The 12,468-nt window shown below is 29.0% G+C and carries 13 protein-coding genes; all 13 read left to right on the plus strand.

The features are described 5' to 3' along the window. Window positions 1–4: 4 nt before the first annotated feature. The 13 genes from ACOQN8_RS09660 to ACOQN8_RS09720 are packed head-to-tail and all read left to right on the plus strand — an operon-like array spanning window position 5 to window position 12,466. Complete coding sequence (locus ACOQN8_RS09660) at window positions 5–1,330, plus strand: UDP-glucose dehydrogenase family protein (protein WP_420552512.1); 1,326 nt, start codon at window positions 5–7, stop codon at window positions 1,328–1,330. Beyond that, the gene (locus tag ACOQN8_RS09665) at window positions 1,330–2,343 is read left to right on the plus strand and encodes an NAD-dependent epimerase (protein WP_420552513.1); all 1,014 of its coding nucleotides are present in this window, start codon (window positions 1,330–1,332) and stop codon (window positions 2,341–2,343) included. The genes ACOQN8_RS09660 and ACOQN8_RS09665 overlap by 1 nt, the downstream gene beginning before the upstream one ends. Then, a complete protein-coding gene (gene wecB, locus ACOQN8_RS09670) occupies window positions 2,333–3,478 on the plus strand; it encodes a non-hydrolyzing UDP-N-acetylglucosamine 2-epimerase (protein WP_420552514.1) in 1,146 nt (381 codons plus the stop codon). The genes ACOQN8_RS09665 and wecB overlap by 11 nt, the downstream gene beginning before the upstream one ends. Next, on the plus strand, window positions 3,471–4,694 hold the full coding sequence (wecC, locus tag ACOQN8_RS09675; protein WP_420552515.1) for a UDP-N-acetyl-D-mannosamine dehydrogenase: 1,224 nt from the start codon (window positions 3,471–3,473) through the stop codon (window positions 4,692–4,694). Before wecB ends, wecC begins: the two co-directional genes overlap by 8 nt. Continuing rightward, window positions 4,687–5,736 (plus strand): dTDP-glucose 4,6-dehydratase, encoded by a 1,050-nt coding sequence (gene rfbB, locus ACOQN8_RS09680; protein ID WP_420552516.1) that lies wholly within the window; start codon window positions 4,687–4,689, stop codon window positions 5,734–5,736. The genes wecC and rfbB overlap by 8 nt, the downstream gene beginning before the upstream one ends. Continuing rightward, window positions 5,736–6,602 carry a glucose-1-phosphate thymidylyltransferase RfbA gene (gene rfbA / locus ACOQN8_RS09685; RefSeq protein ID WP_420552517.1) on the plus strand — a complete coding sequence of 289 codons (867 nt, stop codon included), beginning with the start codon at window positions 5,736–5,738 and terminating at the stop codon, window positions 6,600–6,602. The genes rfbB and rfbA overlap by 1 nt, the downstream gene beginning before the upstream one ends. Then, window positions 6,595–7,002 carry a sugar 3,4-ketoisomerase gene (locus ACOQN8_RS09690; protein ID WP_420552518.1) on the plus strand — a complete coding sequence of 136 codons (408 nt, stop codon included), beginning with the start codon at window positions 6,595–6,597 and terminating at the stop codon, window positions 7,000–7,002. The genes rfbA and ACOQN8_RS09690 overlap by 8 nt, the downstream gene beginning before the upstream one ends. Next, a complete protein-coding gene (locus ACOQN8_RS09695; RefSeq protein ID WP_420552519.1) occupies window positions 6,989–7,423 on the plus strand; it encodes a sugar 3,4-ketoisomerase in 435 nt (144 codons plus the stop codon). Before ACOQN8_RS09690 ends, ACOQN8_RS09695 begins: the two co-directional genes overlap by 14 nt. Next, window positions 7,404–7,958 (plus strand): acyltransferase, encoded by a 555-nt coding sequence (locus tag ACOQN8_RS09700; RefSeq protein WP_420552520.1) that lies wholly within the window; start codon window positions 7,404–7,406, stop codon window positions 7,956–7,958. The genes ACOQN8_RS09695 and ACOQN8_RS09700 overlap by 20 nt, the downstream gene beginning before the upstream one ends. Then, complete coding sequence (locus ACOQN8_RS09705; protein WP_420552521.1) at window positions 7,955–9,058, plus strand: DegT/DnrJ/EryC1/StrS family aminotransferase; 1,104 nt, start codon at window positions 7,955–7,957, stop codon at window positions 9,056–9,058. Before ACOQN8_RS09700 ends, ACOQN8_RS09705 begins: the two co-directional genes overlap by 4 nt. After that, a complete protein-coding gene (locus ACOQN8_RS09710) occupies window positions 9,051–10,529 on the plus strand; it encodes an oligosaccharide flippase family protein (protein WP_420552522.1) in 1,479 nt (492 codons plus the stop codon). The genes ACOQN8_RS09705 and ACOQN8_RS09710 overlap by 8 nt, the downstream gene beginning before the upstream one ends. Window positions 10,530–10,532: 3 nt before the next feature. After that, entirely contained in the window at window positions 10,533–11,579 is a 1,047-nt protein-coding gene (locus ACOQN8_RS09715) for a hypothetical protein (RefSeq protein ID WP_420552523.1), read from the plus strand. Continuing rightward, the gene (locus ACOQN8_RS09720) at window positions 11,573–12,466 is read left to right on the plus strand and encodes a glycosyltransferase family 2 protein (protein WP_420552524.1); all 894 of its coding nucleotides are present in this window, start codon (window positions 11,573–11,575) and stop codon (window positions 12,464–12,466) included. The genes ACOQN8_RS09715 and ACOQN8_RS09720 overlap by 7 nt, the downstream gene beginning before the upstream one ends. The last annotated feature ends 2 nt before the right edge of the window (window positions 12,467–12,468 follow it).

Consider the following 12,468-nt stretch of genomic DNA (forward strand, 5'->3'; position numbering starts at 1 on the left):
ATAGATGAATATAGCTGTTATAGGGACAGGTTATGTCGGATTAGTTTCTGGTACCTGTTTTTCTGAGATGGGAAATAAGGTAACTTGTGTTGATATTGATCAAGATAAGATTAATAAATTGCATAAAGGTATTGTACCTATCTATGAGCCAGGATTGCAAAAAATGGTTCTTAAGAATGTTGCAAAAAAGAATTTATCGTTTACCAATAAGTTAGAAGAAGCGATAGAAGATGTTGAAGTTGTTTTTATAGCAGTGGGGACACCTATGGGGGAAGATGGTTCTGCCGATTTACAATACGTATTAGCTGTGGCTAAAGAGATTGGTAGTAAGATGAATAGAAGGTTAGTCGTAGTTGATAAATCAACAGTACCTGTAGGTACTGCCGATAAGGTAAAAGATACAATTCAAAAAGAGCTAGATGAAAGAAATATTGATTTAGAATTTGACGTTGTTTCTAATCCTGAGTTTTTAAAGGAAGGTGATGCAATAAATGACTTTATGAAACCTGATAGAGTTGTTATTGGTGCAGAGTCCGATTATGCATTCAATAAAATGAGACAACTCTATGCTCCTTTCACAATGTCTAGGGATAGATTTATAGCAATGGATATTCGTTCAGCAGAGATGACAAAATATGCAGCTAATGCAATGTTAGCAACTAAAATTTCTTTTATGAATGAAATAGCAAATATTTGTGAAAGAGTGGGGGCTGATGTTAATAATGTACGAATTGGTATTGGTTCAGATAAAAGAATAGGTTATAGTTTTATTTACCCAGGAGCAGGTTATGGAGGGTCATGTTTTCCTAAAGATGTTAAAGCTCTTAAAAAAATAGCTGAAGAAAGTAATTATAAAGCTGAGCTTATTGAATCTGTGGAGAACGTTAATAATCGCCAAAAATATGTAATAGCAGAAAAAATAGTTAGACGTTTTGGAGAAGATTTGTCAGGTAAGACCTTTGGTTTATGGGGGTTGTCTTTTAAACCAGGGACAGATGATATGAGAGAAGCTCCAGCTATTTATGTGATTAAAGAGTTGTTAAAAAGAGGAGGTAAAATCCAAGCATATGATCCAAAGGCAATTGAAGAAGCAAGGCATTTCTATTTAAAAAATGCTGAAAATATTACTTATATGAAAGCAAAGTATGAGGTGCTTCAAGGAGCGGATGCATTGATTTTGTTGACTGAATGGAAAGAGTTTCGTTCGCCTGATTTTGAGGAAATTAAAAAGCAATTAAATTATCCAATAGTTTTTGATGGTAGGAACCAATATAATGTTTTTAATATAGAAGAAAAAGGTTTTGAATATTATCAAATAGGAAAAAACTAATGAAAGTTTTAGTAACAGGAGCAGCAGGTTTTATAGGGTATCATTTAACCAAGAAACTTTTAAAAGCAGGAGTTGAGGTTATTGGGCTTGATAATATTAATGACTATTATGATGTAAACCTTAAATACGCACGGTTAAGAGAATTGGGTGTAGAAAGGGAGGAAGCGGAAGAGTATTGTTGTAGTTCTAAAAGTAATTTGTATTATAATTTTAAATTTATTAGGCTTAATTTAGAAGACAAGAAGGACTTATTTGCTCTGTTTGAAAAAGAAAAAATAAATATAGTATGTAATCTAGCAGCACAAGCTGGTGTTAGATACAGTATTGAGAATCCAGATGTCTATATACAAAGTAATATTGTAGGTTTTTTAAATGTTTTAGAAGCTTGTCGATATTTTTCAATTGAACATTTGATATATGCTAGTAGTTCAAGTGTATATGGAGCAAATACTAAAATTCCATTTGAAACTTCAGATAATGTAGATCATCCAGTAAGTCTATATGCAGCTACAAAAAAGAGTAATGAATTAATGGCTCATACGTATTCACATTTATATGGAATTCAAACTACAGGATTGCGTTTTTTTACTGTTTATGGACCATGGGGTAGACCAGATATGGCACCAATATTATTTACTGAAGCAATGATTAATAATCGTTCAATAAAGGTTTTTAATTATGGTAATATGCAGAGAGATTTTACTTATATAGATGATATTATTGAAGGAGTCGAAAGAATAATAAAAAAAAATATAAAAGATAGAAGCTTATATAAAATATATAATATTGGTAATAATAATTCAATAAACCTTCTAGATTTTATTTCAGAAATAGAAAATAATTTAGATAAGAAAGCCGAAAAAGAGTTAATGCCTATTCAACCTGGAGATGTAGAAAGAACTTGGGCTAATGTAGATGATTTGATAAAAGATTATGATTATAAACCTAATACCTCAATTAAGGAAGGGGTAAAAAGGTTTGTTGATTGGTATAAAAAACACTATGCTGGATAATATTATGGATAGAAAAAAGAATCTCATCATTTTTGGAACAAGACCTGAAGCTATTAAGATGGCGCCTTTAGTTAAAGAGTTTCAAAGAAGTTCAAGTACGGAAACTAAAGTTTGTGTTACAGCACAGCATAGAGAAATGTTAGATCAAGTGCTAGCATTTTTCGAAATAGAACCAGATTTTGATTTGAATTTAATGAAACCTAATCAAAACTTACATATGTTAACAGCTGATATTATTACAGGATTAAAACCTATTTTAGATGAATATCAACCAGATTATGTATATGTTCATGGAGACACAACAACAACAATGGCATCAAGTATAGCTGCTTTTTATTCAAATGCAGAAGTTTGTCATGTAGAAGCTGGATTGAGAACAAATAATAAAAGGTCACCTTTCCCTGAAGAAATTAATCGTCAGGTTACTGGTAGAATTACAGATTATCATTTTGCTCCAACTGCAACATCTAAAGCAAATTTATTGAGAGAAGGAGTTTCAGAATCTCAAATTTTAGTTACAGGTAATACAGTAATTGATGCTTTAAAAGATAGCGTGCAAAGGGTTGAAAATATTCAGGATAAGGAAATTGATTTCTTAAAAGAGAATTTAGATTTATCTAGAAAATTGATTTTAGTTACTGGACATAGAAGAGAAAACCATGGTCAAGGTTTTATCAATATTTGTAAAGCTTTAAAAGAAATAGCAATTAAAAATCCTGAAATTCAAATTGTTTATCCAGTGCATTTAAACCCAAATGTACAAAAGCCAGTTTATGAATTGTTGAGCTCAATAAAAAATATAAAATTAATCGATCCACTGTCATATCCTGCATTTGTTTGGTTAATGAATAAATCTTATTTGATAATTACCGATAGTGGAGGTGTTCAAGAAGAAGCACCAAGTTTAGGGAAGCCAGTTTTGGTAATGAGAGATACTACAGAAAGACCAGAAGCTGTAGAAGCAGGAACAGTAATTTTAGTTGGAACAGAAACAGAAAAAATAGTTTCAGAAGCTACAAAGTTATTAGAAGATAAAGAATTATATGAAAAGATGAGTGAGCTTCATAATCCTTATGGAGATGGAGAAGCTTGTCAAAGAATTGTAAGTTTTATAGAAGAAAAAGGAAATGAATAAAGTAGATGTAGTAATGATTGGTTTAGGTTATATTGGCCTACCAACAGCGGCTCTTATAGCGCAAGGAGAATCTTATGTACACGGTGTAGATATCAATGAGAATGTTGTAAATACAATCAATGAAGGAAAGATTCATATTGTAGAACCTTCATTAGATGAAGCTGTGGCGTCTGCCGTAGAAAAAGGATATCTAAGAGCAGATTTAAAAGCAGTAGAAGCAGATACTTATTTGATAGTAGTTCCAACTCCGTTTAAAGGAAAGAATGAACCAGATATTTCGTTTGTAGAAGCTGCAACAAATGGGGTTATTCCATTATTGAAAAAAGGAGATTTATATATTATTGAATCAACTTCTCCAGTAGGGACAACCGAGAAAATGATGGATTTAATTTATAAAGAAAGACCAGATTTAGAAGGAGAGTTGTATATAGCTTACTGTCCTGAGAGAGTTTTACCAGGAAATGTAATGCATGAATTGGTTTATAATGATCGTGTGATTGGTGGAATCAATCAGGAATCTACAGAAAAAGCAATTTCTTTTTATTCACAATATGTAAAAGGAGAATTACATGCTACAAATGCTAGAACAGCAGAGATGTGTAAACTTGTAGAGAATTCTTCTCGTGATGTTCAGATTGCTTTTGCAAATGAGTTATCTCTTATTTGTGATAAAGCAGGAATTAATGTTTGGGAGTTAATAGAGTTAGCAAATAAACATCCAAGAGTAAATATTTTACAACCAGGATGTGGAGTAGGAGGACATTGTATTGCTGTAGATCCATATTTTATTGTATCTGAATATCCTATGGAGTCTAAAATAATAGGAACAGCAAGAGAAATAAATAATTATAAATCATTTTGGTGTGCTGAAAAAATTCAAAATGAAAAATTAAAGTTTGAAATAAAACATGGTAGAAAACCAAGTGTAGCTCTAATGGGATTGGCTTTTAAACCAAATATTGATGATTTAAGAGAATCTCCAGCTAAATATATTGCGCAGAAAGTTCTTCAAAACGATAATAATGGCAAATATTTTATAGTAGAACCTAATATAAAAGAGCACAATGTATTTAAACTTACAAATTATAAAGAGGCAATAGATAAAGCAGATATAGTTGCTTTCTTGGTAGCTCATGATGAATTCAAAAATGTGGAAGCTGTTGATAGAGAAAAGGTTTTTTTAGATTTTTGCGGAATAAAAAGAAAAGATGGATAAGAGAGTATTAATTACCGGAGGGGCAGGTTTTATTGGATCACATGTTGTAAGGCTTTTTGTTAAAAAATATTCTAATTATAAGATTTATAATTTAGATGCATTAACATATGCAGGAAACTTAGAAAATTTATCAGATATAGAATCTGAAAATAACTATGAGTTTATAAAAGGCGATATTACAGATGAAAAATTTATTAATGATTTATTTCAAAATCATAAATTTACCCATGTAATACATTTAGCAGCTGAATCTCATGTAGATAGATCAATTACAGATCCATTAGCATTTGCTAAGACTAATATTTTGGGAACAATGATTTTATTAAATGCTTTTAAAAGTATTTGGAAAGATAATTTTTCAAACAAGTTGTTTTATCATATAAGTACAGATGAAGTTTATGGAACTTTAGGTGAAGTAGGTTTATTTACAGAAAAAACTTCCTATGATCCTAATTCACCTTATTCAGCGTCAAAAGCTAGCTCTGATCATTTTGTAAGAGCATATGGAGAAACTTATAAACTTCCCTATGTAATTAGTAATTGTTCTAATAACTATGGACCAAATCAATTTCCTGAAAAGCTAATTCCATTATTTATTAATAATATTATTGAAAATAAACCTTTGCCAGTTTATGGTGATGGAAACTATACGAGAGATTGGTTATATGTAATTGATCATGCAACAGCAATAGATAAAGTTTTTCATGAAGGAGCAAATTCAGAAACATATAATATTGGAGGTTTTAATGAATGGAAAAATATAGACTTAGTAAAAGTTTTATGTGCTCAAATGGATGATAAGTTAAAAAGAGAAAAAGGAAGTTCAGAAAAATTAATAACTTACGTAAAAGATAGACCAGGTCATGATTTACGCTATGCTATTGATGCAAATAAAATTAATAAAGAATTAAATTGGGCTCCATCTGTTACCTTTGAAGAAGGACTTTCGAAAACAATAGATTGGTATCTTGAAAATACAAATTGGTTAAATAGTGTGACATCAGGAGTATATAAAGAGTATTATCAAAAACAATATAGTTAATGAAAGGAATTATTTTAGCAGGAGGATCAGGCACAAGGTTATATCCTCTTACAGTAGCGGTAAGTAAACAATTGTTACCTGTTTATGATAAACCTATGATTTATTATCCTTTATCTGTACTATTATTAGCAGGTATAAGGGAAATATTAATTATTTCTACACCACATGATTTGCCAAATTTTAAAAAATTATTAGGAGATGGTTCTCAGATTGGATGTAAATTTGAATATGCTATTCAAGAAGAACCTAACGGGTTAGCTGAAGCGTTCATAATAGGAGAACAATTTATAGGAAAAGATAAAGTGGCCTTGATTCTTGGAGATAATATTTTTTATGGAAACGGATTAGGAACGTTATTAAGAAGTAAAACAAACGTTGAAGGAGCAGCAATTTTTGCCTATCCAGTAAATGATCCTGAAAGATATGGAGTAGTGGAGTTTAATGAAGAAGGTAAAGCTATAAGTATAGAAGAGAAGCCTCTAACACCTAAATCTTCTTATGCAGTACCTGGACTATACTTTTATGATAATAGAGTTGTTGAGTTTGCTAAAAGAGTAAAGCCGTCAGCGAGGGGAGAGAAAGAAATCACTACATTAAATCAAATGTATTTAGATTTGAATCAAATTGAAGTAGGAGTTATGAAAAGAGGTATGGTGTGGTTAGATACAGGAACAATAGATTCTATGGAGGCTGCAGCTGAATATGTAAGAGTAGTTCAAAAAAGAACAGGAAGGAAGATAGCATGTATTGAGGAAGTCGCATTTAGACATGAGTTTATTGATAAAGCCAAGGCTTTAGAAGTAGCTAAACTTTATGGGAAGAGTGGTTATGGGGATTATATAAGAAGAATAATAGAGAATGAATAAGCCTCAATTAATATCATTACCAAAAATTCTTGATGAAAGAGGGAACTTAAGTTTTTTTGAAAACCAAAAACAAATACCATTTGATATAAAAAGAACTTATTGGATATATGATGTTCCCGGAGGTCAAAAAAGAGGTGGACATGCATTTAAAGAATCTAAAGAATTTATTGTAGCATTATCTGGAAGTTTCGATGTAATTTTAAATGATGGTTTAGAAGAAGTCAAATTTAGCTTGAATAGATCTTATAATGGTTTATTTATACCAAAAATGTATTGGAGGCAATTAGAAAATTTTTCTACTAACTCTTTGGCTTTGATAGTATCATCAATACCTTATAACGAAGAAGATTATATAAGAGATTTTCATGATTTTAAAAGATTGAGAAATGGAGTTGTCTAATAATACTGTATTTGATTGTTCGGTTGTAGAAATGAATAAAATACATAATAAAGCAGGGAATATTACTGTTGTAGAAAATAATAATAATATCCCTTTTAATATTAAAAGGCTATATTATTTATACGATATTCCAGGGGGTAAAGCTAGAGGTGGGCATGCTCACTATGAATTAGAACAATATATTATAGCAGCTAGTGGAAGTTTTGATGTGGTTTTAGATGATGGTAAAAATAAAAAAAGAGTTACTTTGAATAGACCAAATTTGGCATTACATGTTGTACCAGGTTTATGGAGAGAATTAGAAAATTTTTCATCAGGAGCAATTTGTTTAGTGTTAGCTTCTCATCCATATGAAGATAAGGATTATATCAGAGACTATAATAAATTTTGTAAAGAAAAGAATGGATTATTTTTGTCATAAGCTATCGGATGTACAATCCAAAAACATAGGGAGAAATACTAAAATTTGGCAGTATTCTATAATTTTAAAAGAAGCAGAAATAGGAGAAAATTGTAACATAAATGCTCATGTTTTTATTGAAAATGATGTGGTAATAGGAAATAATGTAACGGTGAAAAGTGGAGTTCAATTATGGGATGGAATTACTCTAGAAGATAATGTTTTTATTGGACCTAATGTTACTTTTACAAATGATTTAATCCCAAGATCAAAATCCTATCCAGAAGAATTTTTAAAAACCATTATAAAAAAAGGAGTATCTATTGGTGCAAATTCAACAATTATTGGAGGAGTTAAGATACATGACTTTGCTTTAATAGGAGCTGGATCTGTAGTGACAAAAAATGTAGGAAAAAATGAATTGTGGGTTGGAAGCCCCGCGAAACAAGTAGGTTTTATAACTCGTTCTGGTGAAATTTTAAATATGGATATGATTTCTAAAAAAAGTGGAGTCCAATACGAATGGGGGGAAAATGATATAATTAAGAAGTTATGATTAAATTTTTAGATTTAAAGAAAATAAACTCTCAATATCAAGAAGATTTGTATAAAGCAGCTAAGAGAGTTATAGATTCTGGTTGGTATTTATTAGGAGACGAATTGAAAAGTTTTGAAAAAGACTATGCTGAATTTTGTGGATCTAAATATTCATTAGGAATAGCAAATGGGTTAGATGCTTTACGTCTAATATTTAAAGCATATATAGAGCTAGGGGTTATGAAAAAAGGTGATGAAATTATAATTCCAGCAAATACTTATATAGCTTCGGTTTTAGCAGTAACAGATAATGGTTTAAAACCTGTTTTTGTAGAACCCAATAATGAAACATATAACTTGGATTCATATAAAATAGAACAGGCAATTACATCTAGAACTAAAGGTGTTTTAACAGTGCATTTGTATGGTCAAAACTCTATTGATCATGAAATGTTGAGAATTTGTAAAGAGCATAATTTAAAGTTAATAGAGGACGCAGCTCAATCACATGGAGCGGAATTTGGTCAAAAGAAAAGTGGAGGTATAGGAGATGCAGCTGGGCATAGTTTCTATCCAGGGAAAAATCTAGGAGCACTTGGAGATGCGGGTGCCGTTACTACAAATGACAAAGATCTTTATATAACAATCAAAGCTTTAAGGAATTATGGGTCTCATAAAAAATATGAAAATATTTATCAAGGATTAAATTCTAGGTTAGATGAAATTCAAGCAGCGTTTTTAAATGTTAAACTGAAGTATATTGAAAATGATATAAAAGGAAGAAGATATGTTGCAGATTATTATTTAAAAAATATTAAAAACAAAAGAATTAAACTACCAGTAGTAAATGATGCAAAAGAACATGTTTGGCATTTGTTTGTAATAAGAATAAAAGAAAGAGAGAAACTTAAAGATTATTTAGAATTAAATAATATTCAAAGTTTAATTCATTACCCAATCCCCCCTCATAAGCAAAATGCATATAAAGATTTTAATGATTTTACATTTCCTATAACTGAAAGAATTCATGATGAGGTATTGAGTTTACCTATAAGTGCTGTATTAACTCAAGAAGAAATAGAAAAAATTGTCAAAACTGTAAATAGTTTTAATGTCTAAAGAAAGTAATTCTTACAAAATAGCTTTAAAGTCTACGTCTATTTTTGGTGGAGTACAATTGTTTAAAATTATTATTCAAATAATAAAAACAAAGTTAATAGCTATTTTATTAGGTCCAACAGGATTAGGATTGATTAGCTTATTTACTTCGTCCTCTAGTTTGATATCCAAATTAACGAATATAGGTTTGGATACAAGTGCTGTTAAAGAAATTTCAGAGTCAAATTCTTTGAATGATGCTGAATATCTAGGAAAGAAGATTACAATAGTAAAGAGAATAGCATTAGTAACAGGAATATTAGGAGGAATTATTTTACTTGTTCTTTCGCCAAAAATGAGTGTATGGACTTTTGGAACTACTAAATACACAATATCTTTTATGTGGTTATCATTATCGTTACTTTTAAATCAAGTAACAATAGGTAATAACTCTATTATACAAGGAACAAGAAAAATAAAGCTATTAGCCAAATCAAATTTAATTGGTAGTGTGTTTAGCTTAATTGTTAGTGTACCTGCTTATTACTTTTTCAGAAATGATGCCATTATATTCGTTTTTGTTATAACCTCATTTTTAACTACTTGTTTGTCATTTTATTATTTAAAAAAAATAAACTATCCAAGAGTTAATATTCCTATACAGCAAGTAGTATTTCAAAGTAAAAGTCTTGTGAAATTGGGAGTTATTATAGCTCTTAATGGATTAATTGCTTCTTTGGGAGCGTATTTATTACAAATATATATAACAGAGGTAGGAGGAGCAGCTCAAGTAGGTCTTTTTAGTGCGGGTTTTGTAATTATTAATACTTACGTAGGATTAATTTTTACAGCAATGGGTACAGATTATTTTCCAAGATTAACTCTTGTTTCGAATGATAATTTTAAAATTAAAAAAGTTATAAATGAACAATCTGAAATTGCAATTATTATATTAGGCCCAATTATAATAGGTTTTATAGTTTGTTTAAAATGGATTATTACAATTTTGTATTCTTCAAAATTTTTAGAGGTTGAAGATATGCTTTATTGGGCTGCCTTAGGAATGTATTTTAAAGCCATGGCATGGGCTATTGCATATGTGTTTCTAGCTAAAGGAGATAGAAAAATATATATTTATAGCGAAACATTGGTTAATGTTTATACTCTAGCTATAAATATTTTTGGATACCATTATTTTGGTTTGAAAGGTTTAGGGATTTCTTTTTTAATTATAAATTTATTCTTTTTTACTCAAGTATATATTATAGCATTAAAAAAATATAGTTTTTCATATGGAAAACAAATTTTAAAACTAATAAGTATTCAATTAGTTTTGGGAGCTTTATGTTTCATATTGACAAAAGAAGTGAATACAATGATATCATTCTTTTTTACTTTAATTGTTTTTTTTAGTTCAATATTGTATTCATTCAAAGAATTAGATAAGAGAATTAATTTAAAAGAGTTAATTAATCGATTTAGAAAAAAATAAAATATGAAAATATTATTGATAGGTGAGTTTAGTGGTGTTCATAATAATTTAAAAAAGGGATTAATTAAAGAAGGGCACATAGTTAAAATTGCAGCAAATGGAGATGGTTTTAAAAAATTTGATTTTGATATTAAATTATGCCCTTATAAAGGAAATAATATATTGGCCGCAGTAAAAAATATATTACATTTCTTAATCAATATTAGGTTTTTTATTTTTAATGATATAGTACAGTTTATTAACCCCTTAGTTGTACCGTATTACTTTAAAAAAGCAGGTTTATTAAAGTTAATATTTTTATTAAATAAAAAAACTATTTATTATGCTTGTGGTACAGATATTGATTTTATTAATGCTAGCACAAAATTTAAATATTTTCCTTTTGATGATATAAATCATATAGAGTATCCTCAATATAAGAATAAGCATTACGAAACTCATGAGTACTTTATGGATAAAATCGATGCTGTTATACCAGCTATGTATACATACTCATTTAGAAACCAGATAAAAAAACAGAAGCATCCAATATTACTGCCTGGCTCCACGGAAAAACTAAATAAGAAGGATTTTAAAAAAGATAAAATATTTATTCTTTTTGGTATTACTCGAAGAAACTTTAAAGGAGCTAGTTTTATTTTAGAAGCTTTAGAAAGAGTTAATAAAGAGTTTAATGATAGAGTTGATATTAAAATAATAGAAAAGATTCCGATAGATGAATATTTTGAGTATTTAGATAAAGCAGATATTTTGATAGATCAATGTAAGAGTTATGATTATGGAATGAATGCGATTTTAGGAATGGAAAGAAATACTATAATATTAAGTGGAGCAGAAAAAGAGGCATTAGTATACAATAATTTAGATACTTGTCCTGTAATAAATATTAAACCCGATGCTATACAAATCTACGAAGAAATAAAAGAAATCATTTTGATGTCAGAAGATGAAAGACGTAATTTAAAGTTAGAAACTTTCAATCATGTAGTAAAATATCATAGTAATAGTAAAATTACTGCAAAATTTTTAAAAGAATATAAAAAATGTTAAGTACTGTAATTATTACCTGTAATAGAATAAACCTTTTAAAAAAAACATTTGAAAATAATATATCAAATGCTTTAACCTGTGGAGGAGAAGTTATTGTTGTAGATAATGGTTCAGATGATGGAACATCAACTTATTTACAAGATTGTGCAAAAAAATATAAGTTCATTACAGTTATAACTAATGAAAAAAATTTAGGAATAGCTCCAGCTAGAAATCTAGGACTTAAAAAAGCTAAATTTGATGTAATACTATGTGTTGATGATGATATGATGATTAGCAATGAAAATTATTTAAAATGTAAAACTATTTTTCTTAAACATAAGAATGCAGGGGTAGTCGCTCCTTTATGTTTAGATTATGAAAGTAAAAAACATATGAATAATACTCTAGGTAAAGATTCTTCTTATGAGATATCTAATCATCATGGTTCATTTGGTATATTTTTAAGAGAAGCAGTTGTTAAGGCAGGGTATTTGGATGAAGAATGTATTTATGGAGGGGAAGAGAGGTCTTTATGTATGAAAGTTCATATTCAGGGTTATGATATATTATTTGATCCTGAAATACAAGGAATACATATTGATACAGTAAATAGAAAAAAGCCAAATCTGTTCAGAGTTAAAATGAGGGTTTATAATAATGTAAGATTAAATTTTAAATATTTGCCATTTTTTAAAGCACTTAAGTTTTCAATAAGAATTTTTTTAAGTTATTTTAAATATTCATTATGGCATTTTGGGATAGGGAAAAAAATAATTATTTGTCAATACTTTGTTAAAGGTATGAGAGACGGTTTGAAAACAAAAAAGGTAGTACCGATTTCAACTAAAAAATATTATTCTAACCCTAAATTAACTCCTGATTTTGGGAATAGTAGTTATTTCTAAAG

Source organism: Tenacibaculum aiptasiae, assembly GCF_965221665.1.
GTDB lineage: Bacteria > Bacteroidota > Bacteroidia > Flavobacteriales > Flavobacteriaceae > Polaribacter > Polaribacter aiptasiae.